The sequence below is a fragment of the Mesorhizobium sp. M0047 genome (assembly GCF_040323315.1).
Taxonomy (GTDB): Bacteria; Pseudomonadota; Alphaproteobacteria; order Rhizobiales; family Rhizobiaceae; genus Mesorhizobium.
Map to the genome: position 1 here is coordinate 130,248 of NZ_JAMYUW010000001.1, position 24,363 is coordinate 154,610.

A 24,363-nucleotide genomic window follows, 5' to 3' on the forward strand; every position below is an offset into this window, starting at 1 on the left:
CGATAATTCCTGTGAGGTCAAGGGAAATGACCTAAACTGAAAGAGTTTGAAACCGATTGCCGCAAATGCCTGAATTGCAGACAAACGCGCCCGCGAATTAGTCAACAGCGCAAACAAGCCGGCAAAGCTCATGCGACGCAAATGCAGGCCGCGGCAGCCGCAATTCATCCCAGGCAATACCTAGGCGTTACTGACTCGGCGCAACGGTATCCAACGCATATTGGGCGGTTGCGAGCCAATACCGCCTTGAGACAAGGACCGATTCAAAGCGCCCGAAAAACGAGCCAGGTTCCGATAGCAGCCATCGACGCGCCGGAAACGCGCGGGATCAACTGGCCAGTCGGGACCGTTTTCTCCAGCAAGACAAGGATGGCGATGCCGGCGATCCACAGCACGTTCATGACGCCGCCGACGAACAGCAGAGCCATCAGCGCCCAGCAGCAACCCAGACAATAGGCGCCATGATTGACGCCGAGCCGAAGCGCGCCGAGCGGAGCGGAGCGGAACCCGCCATGGCTGGCCAGGAACGCGATCGGCGCCTGACATTGACGCAGGCAGACGCCCTTCATCGCTGTCCATTGATAGAGGCCAGCGGCGATCAGGACGAAGCCACCGAGGATCGCGCTGTCGGTTGTCATCGAGGTATCGAGCAGGGCAAAACGGGCGAGCAGCCATTGCGCACCGGTCGCCACAATGCTGAACACGACCCAGACAGAGAGGTAGCCGGCAAAAAACCACCCCGTCGAAGCGATGGGCCGGCCGGCCGCCCGCGCCTTGCGAGCGACGCCGGCATAGAGCAGCAGCATCGGCGCGACCGAAGGCGTCATCATGCCGACCATCATCACCGCCCACATTGTGAAGATGAAAGCGAAATCCGCCGGTACCCAAGCCCGGAAACCGGGCGCCACGGTGGCGCCCATATCCATGCGGCCCATGTTCGACATGTCCACTCCGGACATGTCACTGCCTGCGCCGTCCGGCAAGGGGGAGCCGGGCAAGACCATGTGGGCGGCGAGCCACAGAACGTAGGCCCAGGCAAGCACGGCAATCACGACGAGCGCGGCCGTCACGACCGCGCGGTCGCGCCGCAGCACCGCCTCAAGGGCCGTGTCGGTCATCGGATCAGCTCAATGCACGATGCCGCTCTGCGTGAGATGCAGATTGGCGAAATGGCTGTGCGAATCGGCCAGTTCGAACTTGATCGGGCCCGTCGTCTTGGTCCAGCCACGCCCGACTTCGGCGATCGCGTATTCGAAACCGTGCGGCAGGTCGATGCGCGCCCGGTGTTCCGCGCCGGTGACCGGATTCTTGATCGGCTCGCCATGGCCGTCGGTCACACCCTTGACGTGCAACCGCCCGGTTCGCGCCTCGACGTCGACGTTGAAATCGATCGGGGCGAAGATCGGATCGTGGAATTTTTCCAGCGTGGTCGAAAAGACCTGGAATATCGTCGCACCCGGTTCGGTGTCCATACCGCCCAATATGCGAAGCAGCGCTCCGCGCTGGGCTTCGGTTGCCCTCTCGTCGATAACCACCGCGGCTTCGCCCCTGCCCTGGTGTATGGCGCCGGGCCAGCGGAAAATCCCGACGAACCGCAATCCGTCGAGCTTGGTGTCGCCGTGATGGCCGCTCTCGATTTCCATACCAGCAACCGCCTCGCAGAAACCGTATGTCGGCATGGCGTTGAACTGGCACGGGCAGCCATAAGCGCAGTTGCAGTTGATGAATTCGCGTGCCTTCAATGTCCATTTGACGTCGGGCATGGCATTCCTCCCCTTGCCGCGCTCACGCTTCGTGAGCGCGATCCAGATCGTGGAGGACCAGAAGGTCAACCGGCAACAACCATCCGGCAGCATCTGATCGAAGCAATCCGGCGATTAATATTAGCAGACAATTATATATCTTTGGCAGCCGCCCACAATAGGCCGATCGGCGGAGATAGGGCTCCGAACTCAGGTTAGCAAAAGACCTGACGACAGCCAGTTGGGCGGTGTCGGCAGCTTTTGTGTCGGTAACTTTTCACGATAGGAATTTTTTCTTGATTTCGTGACCTCAGCTATGGTATATATTTATTTATGGTGCCGATTTGCGCCAGTGACCCGCCATACAGGCGGGTTTTTCGTTTGATGCTCCGTCAGCGGGCGAAGGCTCCGAAGGAACCCGTTGACCCGAGTTCGTAGCCCTGTCGGCGGAGAACGGCGCATCTGCCGACAACGCACCGGCGGGGGCGCGCCGCACCCAAATCGCCACCTTTTGCCGCGACGAATTGGCATATTCGAAGTCCATCCCCTGGCGGCCGGTGGCTGTTGCACGGTCCATGACGCCGCACTATGGCTAGCGGCTTGTCAAACAAGGCGACGCAGAATGGCGAAAGACGGCAGCGGGCACGTTAGCGGCGAGATGGGCATCAACACGCGGCTTGCCCATTCGGGCAACAATCCGCATGACTATTTCGGCTTCGTCAATCCGCCGGTGGTGCATGCCTCGACCGTGCTCTATCGAGACGCGGCGTCGATGGCGGCACGCAGCCAGAAATACACCTACGGCACGCGCGGCACGCCGACGACAGATGCCCTTGCCCACGCTATAGACGCGCTGGAAGGCTCGGCCGGCACGATCGTGGTGCCGTCGGGCCTTGCGGCGGTAACCGTGCCGCTGCTCGCCTTCGTGTCGGCTGGCGACCATCTGCTGATCGTCGATAGCGTCTATCACCCGACCCGCAACTTCGCCGACACGATGCTGAAGCGGCTGGGCGTCGAGGTCGAGTACTACGCCCCCGAAGTCGGCGCCGGCATCGCGGCGTTGATCAAGCCCAACACCAAGGTGGTGTTCACGGAATCGCCGGCGTCCAACACGTTCGAGGTGCAGGACATCCCGGCCATCGTCAAGGCGGCACACGCCGCAGGCGCGATCGTCATGATGGATAACACCTGGGCGACGCCGCTGTATTTCCGTCCGCTCGACCATGGCGTCGACATTTCGATCCATGCGGCGACGAAGTACCCGGCCGGCCATTCCGACGTGCTGCTTGGCACGGTGTCGGCCAATGAGAACTGCTGGAAGCATCTTTATGAAAGCTTCTGCACGCTTGGCTGCTGCGCCGGGCCCGACGATGTCTACCAGGTGCTGCGCGGCCTGCGCACCATGGGCGTGCGCCTGGAGCACCATCAGCGCAGCACACTCGCCATCGCCTCCTGGCTGGAAGGCCAGGAAGGCGTGGCGCGCGTGCTCCACCCTGCCCTTCCCAGCCACCCGGACCACGCTTTGTGGAAGCGCGACTTCTCCGGCTCCAGCGGCATCTTTTCCATCGTGCTTGCCGGCGGCGGCCAAAAGCAGCAGCACGCCTTCCTCGACGCGCTGCGTATCTTCGGCCTCGGTTATTCCTGGGGCGGCTATGAGAGCCTCGCGGTGCCGGTCTGGCTCGGCGACCGTGTTGTCGCGAAAGCGCCCTATGAGGGCCCGTTGATCCGGCTGCAGATCGGCCTCGAGGATGTCGACGACTTGAAGGCCGACATTTCGCGCGGCCTGACCGCCGCGGCGACAGCCTGAACGATCAGAAGTCACGGAATTCTATTCCCACAAAACGCAACTTCGCGGATCGATTTGGCTTTCAAATCCCATGAGATCGCGCCATTGCGTTGCGATCAGCACGATTTCTACTTCCCCTGGAATACGGCAGAGTTTTCGACGTCATGGCGTTCCGCCTCTTTGTTCCCATTCTTGCCGGCGCGACGCTGCGCGAACGCCTCGTCGCCTGTATCGGCGCGACGGTCGGCATTGCGCTCACCGGTGTCATCGCCAGCCTCGTGCTCGGCAACGGTCCGCATGTGCCGCTGCTGGTGGCGCCGATGGGGGCGTCGGCCGTGCTCCTGTTCGCCGTGCCCGCCAGCCCGCTGGCGCAGCCATGGTCGATCATCGGCGGCAACACGATATCGGCACTGGTCGGCGTGATCGTGGCGCATTTCATCCACGAAACCGCCCTTGCCGCCGGCATAGCGGTGGCACTGGCCATCGCCGCCATGTCGTTCACGCGTTGTCTGCATCCGCCGGGCGGAGCGGCCGCCCTGACCGCGGTGCTGGGAGGGCCGGCCGTCATCAGTGCCGGCTTCCTGTTTCCATTCGTACCGGTGGCGCTGAATTCGATCCTGCTTGTGGCGCTCGGCTACGGCTTCCACAGACTGGCGCGGCGCAGTTATCCGCATGTGCCGGTTGCAGCACCGACGAACAGCCACGGCACCGGCGATCCGCCGGCACAATCGCGCGTCGGCTTTCGGTCCGAAGACATCGATGCGGCGCTTGGCGCACTCGACGAGACGTTCGATATCGATCGCAACGATCTCGACCGCCTGCTGCGGCAAGTCGAATTGCAGGCGATGGTGCGCGCGCACAAGACCGTTCTGTGCGAGGACATCATGTCGCGCGATGTGATTTCGGTCGACGCACACACCTCAGCCGAGGCGGCGCGCCAATTGCTGCTTGACCACAACATCCGCACCTTGCCGGTCGTCAACGCGGAGGCAAGGCTGGCGGGCACCGTGGGATTGCGGGAACTGACCCAGGCCTGCGGTTCGATTGCATCCGTGATATCGCCCGCCGCGACCGCCGGCGCCGATTTCGCCGCCATGGGCCTGCTGCCGGTGCTCACCGACGGCCGCAGCCACGCGGTGATCATCGTTGACGACGACGAGCGGATTCTTGGGCTGATCACCCAGACCGATCTCCTGGCGGCAACGGCGCGCCTGCAGGCTGCTGACAAGCCTTCATTGGATGCGGTAGCTTAACCCCACCGGACCCGGAGAAAGATCGTCGGGAACCTTTTGCCGGCAACAGCGTCCAATCTCTCAATCGAGGTTCCGGTCCAGAGATCGGGTTGAGGAAACTGGCCATGCCTGCTGTTTTGACGGCCGTGTCTTCTACCGCGCCAGGCGACATGCAGCTCGTACGACGGGCGCTGGCGCGCGACGGCGATGCCTTCCGCACCATCATCAAGACGCACAATCAACGGCTCTACAGGATCGCGCGTGGCGTCGTGCGCAATGACAGCGAGGCCGAGGACATCGTGCAGGAGGCCTATGTCAGGGCGTTCGCCCATCTCGATGCCTTTCGCGGCGACTCTTCGCTGGCCACATGGCTGTCGCGCATCGTCATCAACGAGGCGCTCGGCCGCCTGCGCAAGAGGCGCCGAACGGTGGCACTGCCGGAAAATCCGCAAGCCGAGATCATCCGGTTCCCTCTCAACCCCAGCGACGATCCGGAACGGACGATGGCGCAACGGCAGATCCTCCAACTGGTCGAACAGGCCACCGACAGCCTTCCCGATGTCTACCGAACCGTGTTCGTGGCACGTGTGATCGAGGGGCTGAGCATCGAAGAGACCGCCGATCTGCTCGGCGTGCGGCCGCAAACCGTCAAGACAAGGCTGCACCGCGCCCGTGCCCTGGTGCGCAAGGCGCTGGACGACCAGATCGGGCCGGTGCTGCTCGATGCCTTCCCCTTCGCCGGCCGCCGTTGCGAAAGGCTTACCAGCGCGGTCATGCGGCGGCTCGGGCTGGAGAGCTGACTCCGGCGGATTCAGTTTATTTTGACGGGAACGTTTGCCGCCGTCCCGCATCCAATGATCGTCAACCGAAAAACACTGTCCGGCGCGACCCTGCGTCCGGGCGAAGGAGATGCCATGCTAATCCGAAACACCGCTGCCCTGGCCGCCCTGCTGCTGCTCGGCACTGCCCCATTTGCACAAGCCGCCGACAAGCCGACCGACCCGCAGATCGCCCATATCGCCTACACCGCCGGCGTGCTCGACGTGGAGGCCGCCAAGCAGGCGATCAAGAAGTCCAAGAACAAGGAAGTCGTGGACTTCGCCAAGGACATGATCCGCGACCACGAGGCGGTGAACGTGCAGGCGCTCGATCTGGTCAAGAAACTCAAGGTCACGCCGGAAGACAACGCTACCAGCAAGGCGTTGACCAAAGCGGCGGCGGAGGAGCGGGCGAAACTCGACAAGCTCAAGGGCGCGGCCTTCGACAAGGCTTATGTCGACAATGAGGTGGCCTATCACAAGCAGGTCGACGGCGCTCTTGAAACGCTGCTCATCCCGTCGGCGCAGAATGCCGAATTGAAAAGCCTGCTGGAAACCGGGCTAAAGATTTTCCAGGGCCATGAGCAGCATGCCGAACACGTCGCCGGCATGCTGAAGTAAGGACCGGGTGCATGCCGAAACGCCCTCCGTGGATTGCGTTGATGCTGACCGTCGGTATCGTTCCGGCGCAAGCTGAAACCATCCAGGTCACCATCGACAAACTGGTGCTCTCGCCGGCCACCGTCGAGGCGAAGGTCGGCGATACGATCGAGTGGGTGAACAAGGATGTGTTCGCCCACACGGCCACCGTGAAAGGTGACTGGGAGGTGATGATCCCGCCGAAGAAATCCGCAAGCCTGACGTTGAAGGCGGCGGGACCGGTCGACTATTTCTGCCGCTTTCACCCCAACATGAAAGGCCGCTTGGTGGTGGCGCCCTGATCCTGCGCCAACAAGGTCCACCTGGCCTCGTCGGGGCGCGCGACATGCGTCCATGAGCCGTCATAGCTCGGCTCGCGCCGCTGGATCCAGGCATCGAGCCCTTCGCGCAAATCGGCTGTCGAGGCCATGCGGGCGAACTGCTTGGCTTCGACCTGCAGGCCGTCGGCGCTTGGAGCATGGCTGGCAACCATGGTATCGCGATGCCAGGAGGGCGGCGATGCGTGTAATTTTCCGATGTGATCCAATGCTGGTCGAGCATCTACCACGACCTGTACCGGCGCGCGGCGCCCTACCGGATTGGCTGCGCGCGATGCCCGCCACCACATATTCCGCCATCCATGGCCGCGACATTCGTACGCTCAAGCAGTGCCCGCCGGTGGTCGACGCAATGACCTATGGCTTCATGGTGCTGTTGCCGTGCGACGTTGCGGTCGACGAAGGGGCATTTTCCTGGGATTGGAAAATCCCGGACCCGGTCACCCAAAACCATCCCAGGGCCCCGCTGAGTTTCCACGTGCAGGGGCAACTGGCCGGCAGCCCATTGGCCAACCCAGGCCAGGCCGCCCTCAAATTCAACAGCTTCTGGACCATCGAGGTCGAGGAGGGTTGGTCGTTGTTCGCGACGCATCCGGTCAATCGCGAGGACCTCCCCTTCAGGTTGGTGACCGGCTTGGTGGATTCCGACCGATTCACCGATGGCGGCATCAATTTTCCGGCAGTCTGGACCAAGCCCGAATTCTCCGGCGTGCTCCGGAAAGGAACGCCAGTCGCGCAATGCTTCGCGGTTCCGCGGGCCGCGCCACAGCTCGAATACGAGGTGTTCGACGAGAAACGGCAGGCCGCCTACACGCAGACGGTCGCCGACGTCCTGTCAACGCCCGGTGTCTACCGCAAGCGGTTTCGCGCTAGGCGGGGCCACGCTATCGGCAAGTGAGCGACGCAGCGCTTCTTCATCCAGCCATAGCCGGCCATTTGGCGCCGACGTAAGTGCCATGGCGATGACGCCCATCGTCGTCGGGTTCAGACCATAAGCCAATGAATAGGCCGCCATCGCTCCATCGAGGTCGCCGGTTTCCTGCAGGACGACGCCCAGATTGACTGCTGCCTCCGCAGCGTCGGGGCTCATCTCAAGCACTTTTCGATAGGCCTGTGCGGCGCTGCCGAACTTGCCCATGTCCTGACGCACCAGCCCTAGATCGAACCAGGCGGTTGGATGCCGGTCGCCGGCGACGGCGCGCTCGAGGAAGGCTTCCGCGTCCGAAGTCGCACCGCGTTCCCACGCAAGGCGCCCAAGGCGCGCCATTGCCTCCGCGGATTTCGAATCTTTTTGCAAGACAAGTGTCCAGGACACTTCCGCCGCCGAGGTGTCGCCTGCCTGATCCAGGGTGCGCGCTCGCTCGACGAGTATTCCGGCCTGCGATGACAGCCTTGCCGCGCGGTCCAGTTGCTGCAGCGCCACTTCCAGGCGGCCTTCGGCCCGGGCAATCCTGCCTGCCAGAACCAGGGCCGGCACGTTGTCGGGACGAGCGGCGAGACTCGCTTCGATACGCGCACGGGCCGCCGGCAAGTCTGCCTTGGCGAACAAGACAGCAGCCAGAAGATGGCAAAGCGCCGGATCGCCCGGGTGCTGCTTCAGGCCCAATTCACACAAATCCACAGCCTGGCCGTGATCGCCGGCATTGAACGCGGCCACAGCCCGCCGGATCAGATTGTCGCTATCGCCTTGACTGGTGCCGATCACTGGAAGCTCTCGCCCTAAAACCCAAACGCCAGCCATGCCGTGCCCATACCAAGCGTGACCAGCGTCAATGGCAAGCCGATCTTGAAGAAGGCGCCGAACGACAGCGGCGTGCCGGCGGCCCGTGCCTGTTCGGCGACGATCAAATTGGCGACCGAACCAAGCAGCGTGAAATTGCCGGCCAGCGTCGAGCTCATGGCGACGACCAGCCAGGCGCGCTCGGGATTTTCGAGGCCGGGTATGAAGGGCCGCAGCGCCAGCACGGCCGGGACATTGCTCATGATGTTGGAGAGCACCGCGGTGAAACCGGACAGGCGCCAGACATCGTCGAGACCGAGGTTCTTCGCCGAGGCAATCATATCTGAGGTAAGAAGCGTCTTTTCGGCGCCGGCAACGACAATGAACAGGCCGGCGAACATGAACAGCAGCGGACCGTCGATCTCGCGGTAGATGCGTTCCGGCTTGATGGCACGGGTGAGCAAGAGGATGGCGCCGCCGACGAGGGCTGCCTTGGCGACGGGCACGCCGGCGAAGAAGGCAATTGCCAGTCCGATGCAGACCACCACCGCCTTCAGCACCTGCCCCTTATGCATGCGGCCGCGCGAGACCTCGGGCGTCAGTTGGACCGTGCGTGCGAATTCGGCCCTGTAGACGACGCGGATGATGACGACCACCGCGACGAGGCCGAACAACGCGACCGGAGCGAGTGCCGCCGAAAAGGCCGGATAGGAAATGCCCGACAGCGCGCCGATGACCATGTTTTGCGGATTGCCCGTGATGGTGGCGACGCTGCCGCAATTCGACGCGGTGGCGGTGGCGATCAGATAGGGGATCGGGTTGCGCTTGATGATGCGGGTGACGTGGACGACGATCGGCGCCATGACAAGGCAGATGGCGTCGTTGACCAGGAAGGCCGACAGCACGCCGGTCAGCAGCGTCACCATCACCAAAAGCATGAAGGGCGCATGCGCATGCTCGATGGCGATGGCGCCAAGACCGCGAAAGGCGCCTGACACCTTCAGATGCGCGACGACGATCATCATGCCGAGCAGAAGCGTGATGGTGTCGAAATTGATCGCCCGGTAGGCGTCCTCCATGCTGAGCGCGCCGATGGCGATCATCGCGGCCCCGCCGAGCAGCGCGATCCCCGCACGGTCGAGGCGCAGGCCGGGGATGCGGCCAACGGCGACACCGGCGTAAGTCAGGACAAGGATCAGCAGGGCCGCCGCGCTCATCAATGTCATTCGCAAAAGTCCCTGTTCGAAATTCCTTTCCCCAGATCGGGTTCCTCCCGTTCGGGGTTTTTCAAACCTTGGCGCGGCGCCGGCAAAAAGGGTCCGAAAGCTGGCTCTCAATAATCAGAGTGCTTGCGGCAAAATCACCCGCGCCCGCAGCCCGCCGCTATTTGCCCGCGACAATTCAAGACTGCCGCCATAAAGCTCCACGAGTTCAGCGGCGATCGGCAGGCCGAAGCCATAGCCTGATGTCGCCTCGTCGATGCGCCGCCCCGGCCGCATCACCTCCGGCATCGCCGCCGTGTCGAGACCAGTGCCATCGTCATCGATGTCGATCGTGACGTGGCCGGCATCGGCCCTTGCCGTGACGGTGACGCTTGAGCGCGCCCATTTGCAGGCATTGTCGAGCAGGTTGCCGAGGATTTCGTCGAAATCCTGCGTTTCGGCGGCAACCGCAACATCGGTCGCAGCATCGACATGAAAGCTGAGCCCGCGCTCTCGGTGCACGTTGGCTATCATGCCGGTGAGATCGGCCAACCTTTCCGCAACATTGGTGCTGGCGCGTGCCGGGCCGGATAGAACTGCGGTGCGTGCGCGTGAAAGGTGGTGGCGGATCAGCCGGTCCATCAGGTCGAGTTGGGAGCGCATCATGCCGTCGGCGGGCTTGGTCGACTGGCGCTCGAGTGCGAGACCAAGCGCTGCCAGCGGCGTCTTCAATCCATGCGCAAGGTTGGCGACATGGCGCCTGGCGCGCGCCAGCCCTTCGGCATTGTCGGCGAGCAGGCTGTTGACTTCCTCGACCAGCGGCAGGATTTCGCTCGGCTGGTCGGTGGAAATCGACGTGCGCCTGCCGGCGCGGATATCGGCAAGGCCGGCTCGCAGAGCGGCTAGCGGTCGCAGGCCGAGACGCACCTGCGCCAGCATGGCACCGAACAGCAACAGCCCCAGCGCCATCAACGCCAGCGCCAGCGGCACCAGGGCTTCGCGCAGCGGCCCATAGATAGCGCGGTAAGGCGCGGCCGCAGCCACGGTCACAGTTTGCTTGTCGAAAGGCGCGGCAAGGATGCGCCAGTGCAGGGCCTGGCCGTCCGGTCCCGGCCCGTCCGCGGGCGCGGGCCGGCCGAACGTATCGAGCGACCCGAGCAATTTCGACAATCCTGGGAAATTGTGGAAGCGGCTACCATGGACCGGCGGCAGCGGTAGAGCGCCCAGGCCGGCCAGCGAGGCCGACACCAGTTCGCCGTCCGATCCTGTGACCTGCCATGCCCAGCCAGATCCCGGGCGATCGAAGGGCGGCCCGTTGAGCATTGGCGTCACCGTCATCTTCCCATCGCCGTCGTGCTGCAGTGCCGCCGCTATGGCGAAGACCTGGCCGTCGAGCCGCTGGTCGATCTGGCCGATGACGAAGCGCTGCAGGATCAGCGCAATGGCGATGCCGGCCAGAAGCAATGCGACGATGATAGCGGCAGCCGCTGCAAGCCGCAGCCTGCCGGCGAGCGAACGCGGGATGAACCTCATGTTTCGCCCGCCGTCAGCCGATAGCCGAGGCCACGTATGGTTTCGATGTGTCGGTGGCCGATCTTGCGGCGCAGCCTGGCAACGATCACCTCGAGCGAATTGGAATCGATATCGGAATCTCCTTCATAGACCCGCTCCAGAAGGTCGGCGCGCGTCACCACCACTTCCTTGCGCAGCATCAGGCTGGACAGCACGCGCCATTCCAGCGCTGTCAGCTTCAGCGGCAGGCCATCGAACTCGAAAGTGCCGAGTTGCGCGTCGAAGGCGAGCGGGCCGCAGGTAACTTTTGTCTGGGCATGACCGGCAGCGCGCCGCACCAGCGCGCGCAGCCGCATGATCAGTTCCTCAGTCCGGAACGGTTTTGTCAGATAGTCGTCGGCGCCGGCCTTGAAACCCTCGACCTTTTCCGACCATCCATCGCGCGCCGTCAGGATAAGCACTGGCAGGTTGCGCCCCGCTGCCCGCCATGCCTTGAGCACGGCCTTGCCCTCGATCTTCGGCAGGCCGAGATCGAGAACGGCGACATCATAGGCGCCGGTGTCGCCGAGATGCTGGCCGTCCTCGCCATTGCGGGCGATATCGACGACGAAGTTTTCGCCGCGCAGCGCTTCTGCCAACTGGCCGGCGATCGACAGGTCGTCCTCGACGAGCAGCACCTTCATTGAATCGGCTTCCTTACGCCTGCCTCAGAATCGGGTCCTACGCCCGCCGGCTTAACTGAAGCTGAACGACCTGGTTCAGGCTGGATTCGCGGAACCTGCGGTAAAAGTCTCCCATTCAACCACAGCCAAGGAAAGACGAATGTCATGACTGAAACAGCTAGCAGCTCAAATCCGGCCGGACCCGGCAAGCCGGCCGATAGCCGGCGCGCTCGTCGACCCTATCTGACCGGCATCTTCGCCGCCGGCCTGGTTGCGCTGGGAGTTATTGCCGGCGCCGGCGCCATGGCGGTGGACGCGCCCCGCGACACCACCATGCTCATCCAGCCCATACCCATTTCGTCGCTCGCGCCCTACAGCGTCGTTTCCGTCAAGGGCAAGGTCGTCGAAATCTTCGGCACAAGTTCGTCATCGACGACGGCAGCGGCCGTGCGCTGGTCGAGACCGGTCGGCGCGGCGAGGGTGGCAAGCTCGTCACCGCCGGCGAGGCGCTGACCGTACAGGGCCATTTCGACGATGGCTTCATCCACGGCGACATCATCGTCCATGCCGACGGCCGTGCCGAAAGCCTGAAGCCACCACGGCCAGGTCCGCGCGGCCTGCTCGATCGCCTGCATGGCCGTGACGTCGATATCGTCGCGCCGGGCGTACCCGGCTGAGCCTGGCATCACGGCCGGTAAGCCAGCGGCCGTCTGCCCGAAATGAATGGAGGTCACGGTGCTCATCCAGCCCAGTTTCCGGAACGTGCTTGCGCGCGAGAGGGGCATCCAATGATAAAGTGGGGGATACGGACTAAGCTCGTGGCTTGGGCCGGCTTTGCCTGCCTGTTGGCAGCCGCAGGAGCCGCCATGCATGGGTCGACCGCCCAGGACATCGTTCAGCCAAGGGCTTCGTCCACGACCGCCGGTCAGGCTTCGAGCGGGCCAACAGCCATTCACGTCAGCGTCGTTTCGGCGACCGTGGGCACTGTCCAAAAGGTCATCGCGGGTATCGGCACAGTCGCGCCGCTGCAAACCGTGACAGTTCGAACCCAGATCGACGGAGAAATCCTGAGCATGCCTTTTACCGAAGGCGATGTCGTCCACCAGGGCGACGTGCTCGTGCAGATCGACCCCCGACAGTTGCAGGCGGCGCTGGCGGTGGCGGAGGCCAAGGAGACGCAGGACATGTCTCAACTCGACAATGCGCGCAACGACCTTGCCCGCTATTCGGCGCTTGCCAAGAAAGATATTGTCGCCGCCGAGACGCTGGACCAGAAGGCGGCGGCGGTCGAGCAATTGAACGCCGCTGTAAAATCCGACGAAGCGGCGGCGAGCAGCGCCCTTACGCAACTCGGCTATGCCACGATCAGGGCGCCCATCACGGGACGGACCGGCTTCCGGTCCGTCGATATCGGCGGCATAGTCAGCACTGCTTCCTCGACAGGCATCGTAACGATTACCCAATTCGACCCGATTGGCGTCGTGTTCGTCGCGCCGGGGGACCGCTTCGGCGAAATCCGCCAAGCGATGAAGGACAACGTCGCTACGGTGGAGGCGCTATCTACGGACACGCGAACGGTTCTCGCCCGCGGCAAACTGACGTTGATGGACAACAATGTCGATTCCGCCAACGGCTCGATAAAATTGCGCGCCACTTTCGACAATCAGGACGGAAAACTCTGGCCCGGTCTGCCCGTCGCAACCCGGCTGACCACGGCGGTGCTGCATGGTGTTGTCGTTCCCGACGAAGTGCTTTCGCGCGGCGTTGGCGGACTTTATGCCTATGTTGTTGGCACTGATGGCAAGGCCAGCCGGCGTCTGGTCGAATCCGGCGTCGAGACCGACGGCATGGCGCTTGTGACCAGGGGGATTGCGGCGGGCGACAAGATTGTCTCTGACGGACGCGATCAGGTTGGCGATGGGACGGCGGTGGCCGTTTCCGCAAATCCGGATCTGGCCAATCCGGGTGGCGTAAAGCAACCCGCCAACGCCATCGGTGGTGGCACCCCTGTTGCGACGACAGCCGCGCCATGAGCGCGGGGCCCTCCGACCACTTCGTTCGCCATCCGGTCGCCACGACACTCGGCATGGCCGGGATCCTGCTGATCGGCCTCTTCGCTTATCCGAGGCTTCCGGTCTCGGCGCTACCAGAGATTGCGTTCCCGACGATCCAGGTCTCGGCAAATCTCCCAGGAGGGGCTCCGGAGACTATGGCCTCGTCGGTGGCGCAGCCTTTGGAGACGCAGCTCTCCAAGGTCAGCGGCGTCACCGAGATGACCTCGTCGAGTTCGCTGGGCACGACCCAGATCACCATTCAGTTCGACCTCGATCGCGATATCGACGCGGCGGCCAGCGATGTCCAGACGGCGATCAGCGCGGCAAGCGGACAATTGCCAAAGGATCTGCCTTCGCCGCCTTCGTTCCATAAGGTCAATCCGGCCGACGCGCCGGTTCTCCAACTGTCTGCCACCTCCGATACCTTGTCCCTGATGGACGTCGATGAGTTCATCGAAACCCGGGTCGCCCAGCGCATCAGCCAGATCAGCGGCGTCGCCCAGGTCAATATCGGTGGCCGGCAGAAGCCGGCGATCCGTATTTCCGTCGATCCGGGACGCTTGGGGGCAGCGGGCGTAACGCTCGAGGATGTGCGCACCGCCATTGAGGGCCTGAGCGTCAGCGGTCCGAAGGGCAATCTCGATGAGGGCAAGCGAACCTTCCCGATCTACAACAACGACCAGATCACCGATGCCGCCGGTTGGAGCGATGCGGTCGTTGCCTATCGCAACGGCGGCCCGGTCAGGATCCGCGACATTGGCCAGGCCGTCGATGGTCCCGAGGATGCCAAGATGGCGCATTGGACGAACGGCAAACGCGGCATCGCCGTCGATGTCTTCCGCCAGCCCGGCGCCAATGTCATCCAGGTGGTGGAACGCATCAAGGCTGAACTGCCTCGACTCCAGGCAGGGTTGCCGCCCTCGATCAAGCTGGCGCTGGTGACGGACCGCACGACCACGATCCGGGCCGCGGTGTCTGATGTCCAGTTCACGCTGTTGATCACCATCCTGCTGGTGGTCATGGTGATATTCGTCTTTCTGCGCAATGTGCGGGCGACGCTTATCCCGGCTGCGACGCTGCCGCTGGCGCTGCTGGGTGCGCTGGCGCCGATGTGGCTGTTCGGCTTCAGCCTCGACAATCTGTCACTGATGGCGCTGGTCGTCGCTGTCGGTTTTGTCGTCGACGACGCCATCGTCATGCTGGAAAACATCAGCCGGCACATCGAGGCGGGCGAGAGCCCGATCCAGGCAGCGCTCAAGGGGTCGAAAGAAGTCGGCTTCACCATCGTGTCGATCAGCCTGTCGCTCGTCGCCGTGCTTATTCCGGTTCTGGCGATGGGCGGCATCGTTGGCAGGCTCTTTCGCGAGTTCGCCCTGACGCTCACCATCGCGATTGCCATTTCGACAATCGTCTCGCTGACAATGACGCCGATGATGGCGTCAAAGCTGCTCAAGCCAGCCGGGGCCGTCCGCCACGGGCGGCTTTACAAGTGGAGCGAGCGCGCCTTCGAGGCGCTGCGGGCCCCCTATGGACGAGGTCTCGATGTCGTGCTTCGCCATCCCTGGGCGACGCTGACGGTCTTCTTCGCGACGCTGGCCGCAACCGCCTATCTGTTCATCATCATCCCCAAGGGCTTCTTTCCGGAGCAGGATACGGGCTTTATCGGCGGCCTGTCGCAAGCCGCGCCCGATGTGTCCTACGCGGAGATGGCCAGATTGCAGGAACAGGTCAGCGCGGTCGTGATGAAGGATCCTGCCGTCTACAGCGTTTTCATGGACATAGGCGGTGGCAATGGCGGTAACGCGCTCAGCCAGGGTCATGTCAACATCACGCTGAAGCCAAGGAGCCAGCGCGATGTCTCGGCGCAGCAGGTCATCGCCCGCCTCGGGCCGGAGGTCGCCAAACTGCAGGGTATTCGCCTGTTCATGCAGGCGGCTCAGGATATCAACATCGGCGCACGCCCGGCCAAGACGCAGTACCAGTACACGCTTGAGGACAACGATATCGAAGAACTGAACGTCTGGGCGCCAAAGGTGCTGGCGGCCTTCAAGGGCTTGCCCGAGCTTGCCGATGTCGGCAGCGACCAGCAACAGCAGGCGCCGACCCTGACACTGACCGTCGACCGCGCAGCGGCCTCCCTGTTCGGCGTGTTGCCGCAGACTATCGACGAAACGCTCTACGACGCCTTTGGCCAGCGGCAGGTCGGCCAGTACACGACGCAGACCGACACGTTCCATGTCGTTCTCGAGGTGCTGCCAAACCTGCAGCAGGACGTCGAGACCCTGGAGCGCCTCTCCGTCAAATCGCAGTCGGGAACCCTGGTGCCGCTGGCCAATGTCGCGCACTGGACGACGCGCGGCGTGGCGCCTGTCTCCATCAACCATCAAGGCCAGTTTCCGGCGGTGACGATGTCGTTCAATCTTGCGACTGGTGCATCTCTCGGCACTGCCACGACCGCGGTGCGAAATGCCATGGCCGCGCTGAAGCCGCCGGCTTCGTTGGAGGGAAGCTTTGCGGGCAGCGCCAAGGCGTTCGAGGAGTCCCTCTCGACCGTACCGCTGCTGATCGGCGCCTCGCTGGTCGTCGTCTACCTCATCCTCGGCGTTCTCTACGAAAGCTTCATCCACCCGATCACGATCCTGTCGACACTGCCCTCGGCAGCGCTTGGCGCTCTCGCCACGTTGATGGTGGCCGGCTTCGATTTCGGGCTGGTGGCGATGATCGGCGTCATCCTGCTGATCGGCATCGTCAAGAAAAACGGCATCATGCTGGTCGACTTCGCCATCAAGGCGGAGGCCGAACAAGGGCTATCGGGGGAAGACGCCATCCGGCAGGCGGCGTTGCTCAGATTCCGGCCAATCCTGATGACCACGATGGCGGCGATCCTCGGCGGCGTTCCGTTGATGCTCGGACATGGGGCCGGGTCGGAGCTGCGCCAGCCGCTAGGCTATGCCATCGTCGGCGGCCTTGTCGGCAGCCAGGTGTTGACGCTTTTCACGACGCCGGTGATCTATCTGCTGCTGGACAAGATGACCAGGCGATCCGTTGGGGGCCCCCTTGCCAAGGATGGATGGATACGGCGTGAGAGCTAGTCCCCAGGATAGCCCTGCCAGCCTTGCGGAGCATATACCTGCGTTTGCTTTTTGGGCATACGATTGCGGCTCGGATTGCCGGCCAACCTCATCGGCTGTTGCGCTCGAAAAGGCGACGCCCAAGGTCGAAGCGGAAATTCCGGTATGGAAAGCCTATTGTGCATCGGGAAAGGGGCGCCTTAACGCAATGCAAGCCATGCCGTTCCAGCCAGAAGCGTGACCAGCGTCAGCGGCAAGCCGATCTTGAAGAAGGCGCCGAACGACAGCGGCGTGCCGGCGGCCCGTGCCTGTTCGGCGACGATCAGATTGGCGACCGAACCAAGCAGCGTGAAATTGCCGGCCAGCGTCGAACTCATGGCGACAACCAGCCAGGCGCGCTCGGGATTTGCGAGGCCGGGTATGAATGGCCGGAGCGCCAGCACGGCCGGGACATTGCTCATGATGTTGGAGAGCACCGCGGTGAAACCGGACAGGCGCCAGACATCGTCGAGACCGAGGTTCTTCGCCGAGGCAATCATATCTGAGGTAAGAAGCGTCTTTTCGGCGCCGGCGACGACAATGAACAGGCCGGCGAACATGAACAGCAGCGGACCGTCGATCTCGCGGTAGATGCGTTCCGGCTTGATGGCGCGGGTGAGCAAGAGGATGGCGCCGCCGACGAGCGCGGCCTTGGCGACGGGCACGCCGGCGAAGAAGGCAATCGCCAGTCCGATGCAGACCACCACCGCCTTCAGCACCTGCCGCTTATGCATGCGGCCGCGCGAGACCTCGGGCGCCAGTTGGACCGTGCGGGCGAATTCGGCCCGGTAGACGATGCGGATGATGACAACCACCGCGACGAGGCCGAACAGGGCGACCGGAGCGAGTGCCGCCGAAAAGGCCGGATAGGAAATGCCCGACAGCGCGCCGATGACCATGTTTTGCGGATTGCCGGTGATGGTGGCGACGCTGCCGCAATTCGACGCGGTGGCGGTGGCGATCAGATAGGGGATCGGGTTGCGCTTGATGATGCGGGTGACGTGGACGACGATCGGCGCCATGACGAGGCAGATGGCGTCGTTGACCAGGAAGGCCGACAGCACGCCGGTCAGCAGCGTCACCATCACCAAAAGCATGAAGGGCGCATGCGCATGCTCGATGGCGATGGCGCCAAGACCGCGAAAGGCGCCCGACACCTTCAGATGCGCGACCACGATCATCATGCCGAGCAGAAGCGTGATGGTGTCGAAATTGATCGCCCGGTAGGCGTCCTCCATGCTGAGCGCGCCGATGGCGATCATCGCGGCCCCGCCGAGCAACGCGATCCCCGCACGGTCGAGACGCAGGCCGGGGATACGGCCAACGGCGACACCGGCGTAAGTCAGGACAAGGATCAGCAGAGCCGCCGCGCTCATCAATGTCATGCGAAGGAGGCCCTGCTCGATTCGTCCAGCCCCAGCAGGGCTGCGGACACTATTTTTAGCGCGATGTCGGCAAAGCGAAAGCGCTGTCTACGTCGAAGCCTTCACAAATCAGTGGGGTGTCCGAGGTTCTTGTCCACAATTGTGACACGACGCGACGGTTTCCAGGTTGCGATGACCACCCATAATTGGGCTAATCTCAATGCACGGTGGTGACGCTGGGTTGAGGCACCGGAGCGGTCCCCGCCGGATCGAAGCTGACCTGATCGCGCCCGTTCGACTTGGCCGTGTAAAGCCTTCTGTCGGCGGCGGAGAAAATTTCCTCATAGGTGATCGGGCCGGTGAAACTCGCGCCGCCGATGCTGACGGAAAGCGGGCAAGGTCTGCCACCGGGCGAAAAGTCCATCTCCCTGATACGCCGGCGGATGCTTTCGGCAACCATCCAGGATTGCGAGGGATCCACGCCGGGAAGAAACACGCCGAACTCTTCGCCGCCGATGCGGCCGACAATATCGCCGCCACGCAATTGTCCCTTGATCGCTTGCGCTATCAGCTTGAGCGCTTGGTCGCCGCAGTCGTGGCCCAGGCGATCATTGATCAACTTGAAATGATCGGCGTCGATGATCAGCAGTGCCCCCGAACGGGTCTGCTCCTCCTTGCGGGTCTGCTCCAAATAGGCCTCGACCAGCATCGAGAAGGCACCACGGTTCAGCACCGCCGTCAGGCTGTCGGTCGCGGCAATGACGCTCAGGTCGCGCTGCGCGATAGCCAGCTGGCGTATCTTCCACATGAGGAAAAACAGGAAGGATCCGCCCAGCACCAAAGGCAGCAGCAGGTCCGTCATCTGTGCCCGCCACACGGCTTCGCGCGACAGATAGCGGAAATTGAAGGAATCGACGAAGAACGCCACGGCAATGAAGAATGCCGTACCGGCCGTGGTCACAGCGATCACCCTGCCCCAACTCGTCGGCGACAGATCGATCCTCATCGCGTTCAACTCCGTTAGTCGACGCGACTATGACGGACCAACGCAAACAAATTGATAAGACTTTCCCTCCAATTGAATACCGGGGCGGCAACGGCCGCCGACGGCGGCCGCGCTCGCTCTCACGATAAGAATTTTGGGCTGGTGCAGGGAAATGTCAGCGGTTGGAGGCCTGTTCGCCCAGCGTCTCGAGGACGAAGGATGCCGCGATTAGATCGTCGGCATCCAGCCGTAGGGAGCCGTCGCCAGGCCCCATGATGGCGGCGACCTTGTGAAACGTTTTCATCTCATGGTCGGAAATTTCCGCATCCCGCATTCTCGCCTTGAGTTCAGCGATACGCCGCCCCAACGAAGGGGACGTTCCAATTTCACGTTTCGACATAACCTGGATTCTCCTACCCCAACCCGCGCTCGTTTTGCCCCAGCCCATTCGCCGGCCCGCACATTGCCTTTTTATGAGGCACCGCGAATACAAGGCCCCGAACGCGTTATGGGAGCTAAGGTTCCAATCCCGCCAGATCACGAAATAATTCCGCATCGCCGCGCCAAATCGGCTGCAAGCCCAGACTAGGCTCCCTGCCGCATGGAGTGCGGCGCTGGCAGTCGCTGGATGACAGGACTTGCGGCGTAGATCAGATCACCGGCACAAGTCTTTGAAATTATTGGCGATCCCGACAGGATTCGAACCTGTGACCATCGGCTTAGAAGGCCGGTGCTCTATCCAGCTGAGCTACGGGACCGCTGGCCGGCCGTTGGGCCGGCTGGATACTTGACCCTGGCTGCCGTTCAATGCGTCCAGGGCGTCCTGCGGTCATAGCGGAAATTCTCCGCATAGGAAATCTGGCGGCGCTTGGTCTCTTTCGGCTCCTCGACGCGGTAGGCGAGCCCTTCCTTTTCGGCATAAGCCACCGCCTCTTCGCGCGTATCGAAGGTGAGCCTGATCTGGCTTCTCATGTCTCGCGACGTCGTATAGCCCATCAGCGGGTCGATCTTCTTGCGCGTCTCGGGGTCGAATTCCAGCACCCAGTAGCCGGTCTTGGCCGTGCCGGACTGCATCGCGGTTTTGGCAGGGCTGAAAATGCGCGCGGACATGGCCACCTCGTTATTGTGCAAGGCAGCATCGCCGCCCTTCGACCGTCATTACTGCGCAATGCGCATGGCGGCAAGGTTTTTGCACTTGCCATGCTGCACTGAAATGAATAGGCAACAGACCGTTCGGAGTGTAGCGCAGCCTGGTAGCGCATCTGGTTTGGGACCAGAGGGTCGGGAGTTCGAATCTCTCCACTCCGACCACTCCCTGAAAAATTGCAAATGCCCCGCGCGCAAATGCGTGTTCACCCGACGCCGACTCCGGCAGTCGGCCTTGTCGCAACAGGTTGCCGGTGCAAGTCTGAGGGCAGCAATGCGGGTGCCATTGCCCGATCGAACTTCGGCAAACAGGGAATTTCAGATGCTTGGGATCGATGCTTGGGTGTCGCTGTTGGACCGGCCTACTTTGCCTATGCTGTGAGATCAGCCTCCCAAAAGCCTAAATCTCGAACTCGCCCTGCCCTTCATCCATGGCATTGACGGTTTCTGCGGCGAGCGTGCGCGTGATCGGCGTCTTGCGCTCGAGCGCGGTGCGGTCCAGCCTTTCCACCACGCGCATCGCTGTCGCCAGCGAGCGCTCGATGCGGCGCACCAGATACTGCACGACATTCGGTTCGACTTGGACCTGGCGGTCGGCGAACAGCTTGGTGATGACGCCGGCGAGCAAGAGATCGTCGGGCTCATGGATCTCGACCGTCGCCGCCGCCTTCAATCGTGAGGAAAGGTCAGGCAGCCTGACACCCCAGGCCGACGGAAAGCGGCGCGCCGTCAGGAGCAGTGTCGAGCCGGCACCGCGCACCGCGTTGATCAGATGGAACAAGCCTTGTTCGTCAATCGCTCCTTTATCGACATCGTCGATCAGTGCCGCGCGGGCGCCGAGATTGGCGATGCTGTCACCGATACGCTTGGCGTCGACCGCCACCGCGTTGGCGCGTTTGCGCCATATGGAGGCCAGATGTGTCTTGCCCGAACCGGCGGGACCGGCCAGCACCACCACCTGCGAAGGCCAGTCCGGCCAGCGATCGACCAAGGCTACAGCCTGGTTGTTGGTGCCGGAGACGACGAGCTCGTCGCGCGTGTAGCCGGTGCCATGGCCGAGATCGAGCGGCAACTGGCGCGGCGGGTCGGTTGGCGGGGCAGTCACTTCAGCGACGCGGTTGCGTGCGGTGGCCGCCGCCGCGATCGGCCGGAAGCCTCGGCACAGGCGCCGCGCCGTGGCCCTTGTAAAGCGGCGATTCGAGATAGCGGGCGATGGCAAACCGCACCAGCACGGCAACGGCAGCAGAAGCCGGCACCGCGATCAACAAGCCGACGAAGCCGAACAGCGCGCCGAACGCAAACAGCGAAAACATCAACCACACCGGATGCAGGCCGACGCTTTTGCCGACCAGTCGCGGCTGCAGGATGTTGCCTTCGATGAACTGGCCGATGAAGAACACCACCGCGACGGCGACGATCATCGTCCAGTCCGGCCAGAACTGGACGAAGGCTACGCCGACGGCGAGCACCAGTCCGGTGAGCGACCCGACATAGGGAATGAAGGAGATCAGCCCGGCGAACAGACCGATGAGAATGCCGAAATTCAGCCCGGTCAGCGTCAGCCCGGTGGCATACATGGCGCCCAGCACGAGGCACAGCGTGCCCTGGCCGCGCACGAAGCCGGCGGTAGCGGTGTTGATGTCCTTGGCGATGGCGCGCACCGTCGCCACATTGTCGCGCGGCACCCAGCTGTCGATGACCGCCACCATGCGGTCCCAGTCGAGCAGCATGTAGAAGGCGACCACCGGCGTCACCACGAACAGGCTGACCACCGAAACCAGCGCCACGCCGGAACTCCAGATCGAGGTGAAGACCGTGGTGAGCAGGCCGAAGCCGGAGGTCAGCAGCGAATTCAGCCCGTCGCGCAGGCCATTAGCGTTGACACCGAATTTTTGTTCCAGCCATTTCGGATCGAAAGACGTGATCAGGCTCTGCAGCCGGGTCAGGTATTCCGGCAATTTGCCGGCGAAATCGGCCATCTGCGTCGCCAGCACCGGAATAAGGATGACGAAGGCCAGCACCAGCACGATGAGGAAGGCGATGAGGATGACCACCGTCGCCATGAAGCGGGACAGGCCGAGCCGCTGCAGCCGGTCAGCGACCGGATCGAGGAAGTAGGCCAGGACCATGCCGGCGACGAACGGCAAAAGGATGCCTGAGAAGACGTAGAGGAAGACGGCCAGCAGGACGGCGCTGATCAACCAGAAGCGGATCTGGCGGCGAAACGCCAGAGACGCAGTTTCGCCTGCCGCCGCAGCCTCGGCGGCCGCTTCGATTGATTCCTGGTCAGGTGTCCGGTTTGGAGCCTTCGCCATAGCCGCTCATATGCCTCAGCCAAGCCACGAGATAGGCCGCGGCCGAAGCCACGGTCAAGACCCCGGACAGCAATATGAGGACTGGCCTTAGCGGGTCGAGGTGAACCGACAGGGCAAGTTCGCCGAGCACCACCGAGGCCAGCACGATCTGGATGGCGGTGTTGGCCTTCGACACGAAAAGCGGCTTCATCTCGACCGGATGAGCCATGACGGAGGACAATAGGACCGCGCAGACGATCAACGCATCGCGCGACACCATGGTGATGACCAGCCACAGCGGCAATTGCCCGATAAAGCCCATGACGACGAAGACCGAAACCAGCAGCAGCTTGTCGGCCATCGGGTCGAGATAGGCGCCGAGCCTTGACTGCTGGTTGAACCGGCGGGCGATAAAACCGTCGACGCCGTCGGAAATGCCGGCAACGAGAAACCCGGCAAAGGCCCAGTCCCAGCTTGCCTGCAGCATTGCCAGCACCACCGCCGGCACCAGAACAAAGCGCAGGATGGTGATCAGATTGGGGATGGTCAAAGCGTGCCTGCCGGGTTTGCTTCTGATACATGATGGAGACGGAGGAGGATCGCAAGGGAGCAGCGCGCCAGACATGGCAAAGGTCTGTGTGTGAACCACCCCTGCGCCTGCCGGTCGGCCATCTCGACAGTCTCGCGTATGCGATGTCCCTAACCTTCACGGAAAAGGTGCGGCGACACTTTGCTTGATCAGACCGCAGACGCCTCGAGGATGGAAATGGGTCCTCGGGTCTGGATCACTCGTTCAAGGCGTAGCCCGGCGGCGTCGAACAAGCTTGCATATTGGGTCCGCGTTCTCTCCAGGCCGCCAGTGACGGCGAGCATGACCACGTCGATACCCTTGATCTGGTTCGGTTCGTCACCTGGCGGCACGAGCGTCTCGGCCACAAGCACCTTCCCGTTCGGCAGCATTGCCTTGCGGCAATTTCGCAGGATCTCCGCGGCACGCCCATCATCCCAATCGTGAACGACCTTCTTGATGATGTAGACGTCACCGGTGGGAACGCTTTCAAAGAAATTACCGGCGACAAATTCGGTGCGCGGCAGGTCGCCTCCGGCACCCTGGCGTGCTGCCGCGACGCCCGAAGGCAGATCGAAGAGCACGCCGTCCAGGTGAGGGTTGCGCGCCAGGATCGCCGAGAGAAGCTGGCCATGTCCGCCGCCAACGTCGACGATCCGCGTGAACGGCTTGAAATCATAGGCTTCGGCAACGGCCTCGTTACTGCCTTGGCTCAAGGCCACCATGGCACGCTGAAACAAGGCAGCCTGCTCCGGATGTTCCGACAGCCAGTCAAACCTTGGGCTCCCGAAAACCTTGTCGAAGGCCGGCTTTCCGGTGCGAACAGAATGCAGGAGCTGCTCGAAGGCAAGATAGGCTTCGCTGTTGATCATACGGACGAAGTCGCGGGGACCCGGCCGATCGGAGCGCAGCACCGCACCAACCTCCGTCAACTCGAAATGACGGGGCAGCACTTCGCTAAACACGCCTTCAGGCGCCAGAAGTCGCATTACACGATAAAGCGAGTCAGCATCGGATTGAGTGGCAGCCGCCAGTTCATCTACCGACCGCTCGCTGGCAGCCAGGAGATCGGGGATGCCGAGTTCGATAATGACGCGCAGCGCCTGTGACACGGCGAATCCGAGGCCTAGCCTCATGATCTGTTGCGAAGGATTGAGCATGGCTTGTTCCCCGGTGCCTGATGCCTGGCAA

The 24,363-nt window shown here is 62.9% G+C and carries 23 protein-coding genes, 2 tRNA genes and 1 pseudogene; 9 read left to right on the plus strand and 17 right to left on the minus strand.

Going from position 1 to position 24,363, the window contains the following annotated elements; genetic code table 11:
- Positions 1 to 263 precede the first annotated feature (263 nt).
- The gene (locus NKJ89_RS00620; RefSeq protein ID WP_352599009.1) at positions 264 to 1,118 is read right to left on the minus strand and encodes a DUF2182 domain-containing protein; all 855 of its coding nucleotides are present in this window, start codon (positions 1,116 to 1,118) and stop codon (positions 264 to 266) included.
- A gap of 9 nt (positions 1,119 to 1,127) precedes the next feature.
- Positions 1,128 to 1,763 carry a DUF1326 domain-containing protein gene (locus tag NKJ89_RS00625; protein WP_352599011.1) on the minus strand — a complete coding sequence of 212 codons (636 nt, stop codon included), beginning with the start codon at positions 1,761 to 1,763 and terminating at the stop codon, positions 1,128 to 1,130.
- A 601-nt stretch (positions 1,764 to 2,364) separates the two neighbouring features.
- Here NKJ89_RS00625 and NKJ89_RS00630 point away from each other — a divergent pair.
- The 5 genes from NKJ89_RS00630 to NKJ89_RS00650 all read left to right on the plus strand — a co-directional run bounded on the left by NKJ89_RS00630 (position 2,365) and on the right by NKJ89_RS00650 (position 6,519).
- The gene (locus NKJ89_RS00630) at positions 2,365 to 3,549 is read left to right on the plus strand and encodes a cystathionine beta-lyase (protein WP_352599013.1); all 1,185 of its coding nucleotides are present in this window, start codon (positions 2,365 to 2,367) and stop codon (positions 3,547 to 3,549) included.
- Between the two features lie 143 nt (positions 3,550 to 3,692).
- A complete protein-coding gene (locus NKJ89_RS00635; RefSeq protein WP_352599015.1) occupies positions 3,693 to 4,781 on the plus strand; it encodes an HPP family protein in 1,089 nt (362 codons plus the stop codon).
- 104 nt (positions 4,782 to 4,885) lie between these two features.
- Positions 4,886 to 5,560, plus strand: coding sequence for an RNA polymerase sigma factor (locus NKJ89_RS00640; RefSeq protein WP_352599017.1), 675 nt, complete (start codon positions 4,886 to 4,888; stop codon positions 5,558 to 5,560).
- 114 nt (positions 5,561 to 5,674) lie between these two features.
- Positions 5,675 to 6,199: a DUF4142 domain-containing protein gene (locus tag NKJ89_RS00645; protein WP_352599019.1), complete on the plus strand. Its 525-nt coding sequence runs from the start codon at positions 5,675 to 5,677 to the stop codon at positions 6,197 to 6,199.
- 11 nt (positions 6,200 to 6,210) lie between these two features.
- Complete coding sequence (locus NKJ89_RS00650) at positions 6,211 to 6,519, plus strand: cupredoxin domain-containing protein (protein ID WP_352599021.1); 309 nt, start codon at positions 6,211 to 6,213, stop codon at positions 6,517 to 6,519.
- Here NKJ89_RS00650 and NKJ89_RS00655 read toward each other — a convergent pair.
- Positions 6,480 to 6,686, minus strand: a pseudogene (locus tag NKJ89_RS00655) (enoyl-CoA hydratase); the annotation flags it as partial. The gene NKJ89_RS00650 and the pseudogene NKJ89_RS00655 sit on opposite strands and share 40 nt — an antisense overlap.
- Positions 6,687 to 6,736: 50 nt before the next feature.
- On the opposite strand from NKJ89_RS00655, the gene NKJ89_RS00660 reads away from it, so the two are divergent.
- Positions 6,737 to 7,453: a hypothetical protein gene (locus NKJ89_RS00660; RefSeq protein ID WP_352599023.1), complete on the plus strand. Its 717-nt coding sequence runs from the start codon at positions 6,737 to 6,739 to the stop codon at positions 7,451 to 7,453.
- On the opposite strand, the gene NKJ89_RS00665 is transcribed toward NKJ89_RS00660, so the two are convergent.
- From NKJ89_RS00665 to NKJ89_RS00685, 5 genes are all read right to left on the minus strand, one after another.
- Complete coding sequence (locus NKJ89_RS00665; protein ID WP_352599025.1) at positions 7,391 to 8,260, minus strand: tetratricopeptide repeat protein; 870 nt, start codon at positions 8,258 to 8,260, stop codon at positions 7,391 to 7,393. The genes NKJ89_RS00660 and NKJ89_RS00665 overlap by 63 nt on opposite strands.
- A 14-nt stretch (positions 8,261 to 8,274) precedes the next feature.
- Positions 8,275 to 9,501: an anion transporter gene (locus NKJ89_RS00670; protein WP_352599027.1), complete on the minus strand. Its 1,227-nt coding sequence runs from the start codon at positions 9,499 to 9,501 to the stop codon at positions 8,275 to 8,277.
- Positions 9,502 to 9,615: 114 nt separating this feature from the next.
- Positions 9,616 to 11,010, minus strand: coding sequence for a sensor histidine kinase (locus NKJ89_RS00675; protein WP_352599029.1), 1,395 nt, complete (start codon positions 11,008 to 11,010; stop codon positions 9,616 to 9,618).
- Positions 11,007 to 11,672 (minus strand): response regulator transcription factor, encoded by a 666-nt coding sequence (locus NKJ89_RS00680; protein ID WP_023763160.1) that lies wholly within the window; start codon positions 11,670 to 11,672, stop codon positions 11,007 to 11,009. The genes NKJ89_RS00675 and NKJ89_RS00680 overlap by 4 nt, the downstream gene beginning before the upstream one ends.
- 350 nt (positions 11,673 to 12,022) lie before the next feature.
- The gene (locus NKJ89_RS00685) at positions 12,023 to 12,394 is read right to left on the minus strand and encodes a hypothetical protein (protein ID WP_352599031.1); all 372 of its coding nucleotides are present in this window, start codon (positions 12,392 to 12,394) and stop codon (positions 12,023 to 12,025) included.
- Positions 12,395 to 12,517: 123 nt separating this feature from the next.
- Between NKJ89_RS00685 and NKJ89_RS00690 the strand changes: the two genes are divergently transcribed.
- Together NKJ89_RS00690 and NKJ89_RS00695 are read left to right on the plus strand one after the other, a co-directional pair.
- A complete protein-coding gene (locus NKJ89_RS00690) occupies positions 12,518 to 13,684 on the plus strand; it encodes an efflux RND transporter periplasmic adaptor subunit (protein WP_352599033.1) in 1,167 nt (388 codons plus the stop codon).
- Positions 13,681 to 16,797 (plus strand): efflux RND transporter permease subunit, encoded by a 3,117-nt coding sequence (locus NKJ89_RS00695; RefSeq protein WP_352599035.1) that lies wholly within the window; start codon positions 13,681 to 13,683, stop codon positions 16,795 to 16,797. The genes NKJ89_RS00690 and NKJ89_RS00695 overlap by 4 nt, the downstream gene beginning before the upstream one ends.
- Positions 16,798 to 16,976: 179 nt before the next feature.
- On the opposite strand, the gene NKJ89_RS00700 is transcribed toward NKJ89_RS00695, so the two are convergent.
- The 5 genes from NKJ89_RS00700 to NKJ89_RS00720 all read right to left on the minus strand — a co-directional run bounded on the left by NKJ89_RS00700 (position 16,977) and on the right by NKJ89_RS00720 (position 20,274).
- Positions 16,977 to 18,200, minus strand: coding sequence for an anion transporter (locus NKJ89_RS00700; RefSeq protein WP_352599037.1), 1,224 nt, complete (start codon positions 18,198 to 18,200; stop codon positions 16,977 to 16,979).
- A 196-nt stretch (positions 18,201 to 18,396) separates the two neighbouring features.
- Positions 18,397 to 19,185, minus strand: a complete 789-nt coding sequence (locus NKJ89_RS00705; protein WP_352599039.1) for a GGDEF domain-containing protein — start codon at positions 19,183 to 19,185, stop codon at positions 18,397 to 18,399.
- Positions 19,186 to 19,339: 154 nt separating this feature from the next.
- Positions 19,340 to 19,564 carry a hypothetical protein gene (locus tag NKJ89_RS00710; protein WP_023761937.1) on the minus strand — a complete coding sequence of 75 codons (225 nt, stop codon included), beginning with the start codon at positions 19,562 to 19,564 and terminating at the stop codon, positions 19,340 to 19,342.
- 281 nt (positions 19,565 to 19,845) lie between these two features.
- Positions 19,846 to 19,922, minus strand: a tRNA-Arg gene (locus NKJ89_RS00715).
- A gap of 46 nt (positions 19,923 to 19,968) precedes the next feature.
- On the minus strand, positions 19,969 to 20,274 hold the full coding sequence (locus NKJ89_RS00720; RefSeq protein WP_352487619.1) for an ETC complex I subunit: 306 nt from the start codon (positions 20,272 to 20,274) through the stop codon (positions 19,969 to 19,971).
- Between the two features lie 124 nt (positions 20,275 to 20,398).
- Between NKJ89_RS00720 and NKJ89_RS00725 the strand changes: the two genes are divergently transcribed.
- Positions 20,399 to 20,475: transfer RNA gene (locus NKJ89_RS00725), tRNA-Pro, on the plus strand.
- Positions 20,476 to 20,710: 235 nt separating this feature from the next.
- Here the strand turns inward: NKJ89_RS00725 and hdaA are convergent.
- From hdaA to NKJ89_RS00745, 4 genes are all read right to left on the minus strand, one after another.
- Entirely contained in the window at positions 20,711 to 21,415 is a 705-nt protein-coding gene (gene hdaA, locus NKJ89_RS00730; RefSeq protein ID WP_352599041.1) for a DnaA regulatory inactivator HdaA, read from the minus strand.
- A 1-nt stretch (position 21,416) separates the two neighbouring features.
- Positions 21,417 to 22,625 carry an AI-2E family transporter gene (locus NKJ89_RS00735; protein ID WP_352599043.1) on the minus strand — a complete coding sequence of 403 codons (1,209 nt, stop codon included), beginning with the start codon at positions 22,623 to 22,625 and terminating at the stop codon, positions 21,417 to 21,419.
- Entirely contained in the window at positions 22,597 to 23,154 is a 558-nt protein-coding gene (locus NKJ89_RS00740) for a CDP-alcohol phosphatidyltransferase family protein (RefSeq protein ID WP_023761932.1), read from the minus strand. Before NKJ89_RS00740 ends, NKJ89_RS00735 begins: the two co-directional genes overlap by 29 nt.
- Positions 23,155 to 23,342: 188 nt before the next feature.
- Positions 23,343 to 24,332, minus strand: coding sequence for a methyltransferase (locus tag NKJ89_RS00745; protein ID WP_352599045.1), 990 nt, complete (start codon positions 24,330 to 24,332; stop codon positions 23,343 to 23,345).
- Positions 24,333 to 24,363 lie beyond the last annotated feature (31 nt).

Excerpts from the sequence above, each read along its gene's own strand:
- NKJ89_RS00695 (WP_352599035.1), top strand. The coding sequence starts at position 13,681 with ATGAGCGCGGGGCCCTCCGACCACTTCGTTCGCCATCCGGTCGCCACG.
- NKJ89_RS00635 (WP_352599015.1), top strand. The coding sequence starts at position 3,693 with ATGGCGTTCCGCCTCTTTGTTCCCATTCTTGCCGGCGCGACGCTGCGC.
- NKJ89_RS00625 (WP_352599011.1), bottom strand. The coding sequence starts at position 1,763 with ATGCCCGACGTCAAATGGACATTGAAGGCACGCGAATTCATCAACTGC.
- NKJ89_RS00700 (WP_352599037.1), bottom strand. The coding sequence starts at position 18,200 with ATGACATTGATGAGCGCGGCGGCTCTGCTGATCCTTGTCCTGACTTAC.
- NKJ89_RS00650 (WP_352599021.1), top strand. The coding sequence starts at position 6,211 with ATGCCGAAACGCCCTCCGTGGATTGCGTTGATGCTGACCGTCGGTATC.
- NKJ89_RS00620 (WP_352599009.1), bottom strand. The coding sequence starts at position 1,118 with ATGACCGACACGGCCCTTGAGGCGGTGCTGCGGCGCGACCGCGCGGTC.
- NKJ89_RS00690 (WP_352599033.1), top strand. The coding sequence starts at position 12,518 with ATGCATGGGTCGACCGCCCAGGACATCGTTCAGCCAAGGGCTTCGTCC.
- NKJ89_RS00705 (WP_352599039.1), bottom strand. The coding sequence starts at position 19,185 with ATGAGGATCGATCTGTCGCCGACGAGTTGGGGCAGGGTGATCGCTGTG.
- NKJ89_RS00675 (WP_352599029.1), bottom strand. The coding sequence starts at position 11,010 with ATGAGGTTCATCCCGCGTTCGCTCGCCGGCAGGCTGCGGCTTGCAGCG.
- NKJ89_RS00745 (WP_352599045.1), bottom strand. The coding sequence starts at position 24,332 with ATGCTCAATCCTTCGCAACAGATCATGAGGCTAGGCCTCGGATTCGCC.
- NKJ89_RS00720 (WP_352487619.1), bottom strand. The coding sequence starts at position 20,274 with ATGTCCGCGCGCATTTTCAGCCCTGCCAAAACCGCGATGCAGTCCGGC.
- NKJ89_RS00710 (WP_023761937.1), bottom strand. The coding sequence starts at position 19,564 with ATGTCGAAACGTGAAATTGGAACGTCCCCTTCGTTGGGGCGGCGTATC.
- NKJ89_RS00670 (WP_352599027.1), bottom strand. The coding sequence starts at position 9,501 with ATGACATTGATGAGCGCGGCGGCCCTGCTGATCCTTGTCCTGACTTAC.
- NKJ89_RS00735 (WP_352599043.1), bottom strand. The coding sequence starts at position 22,625 with ATGGCGAAGGCTCCAAACCGGACACCTGACCAGGAATCAATCGAAGCG.
- NKJ89_RS00645 (WP_352599019.1), top strand. The coding sequence starts at position 5,675 with ATGCTAATCCGAAACACCGCTGCCCTGGCCGCCCTGCTGCTGCTCGGC.
- NKJ89_RS00680 (WP_023763160.1), bottom strand. The coding sequence starts at position 11,672 with ATGAAGGTGCTGCTCGTCGAGGACGACCTGTCGATCGCCGGCCAGTTG.
- NKJ89_RS00630 (WP_352599013.1), top strand. The coding sequence starts at position 2,365 with ATGGCGAAAGACGGCAGCGGGCACGTTAGCGGCGAGATGGGCATCAAC.
- NKJ89_RS00685 (WP_352599031.1), bottom strand. The coding sequence starts at position 12,394 with ATGAGCACCGTGACCTCCATTCATTTCGGGCAGACGGCCGCTGGCTTA.
- NKJ89_RS00660 (WP_352599023.1), top strand. The coding sequence starts at position 6,737 with ATGCGTGTAATTTTCCGATGTGATCCAATGCTGGTCGAGCATCTACCA.
- NKJ89_RS00640 (WP_352599017.1), top strand. The coding sequence starts at position 4,886 with ATGCCTGCTGTTTTGACGGCCGTGTCTTCTACCGCGCCAGGCGACATG.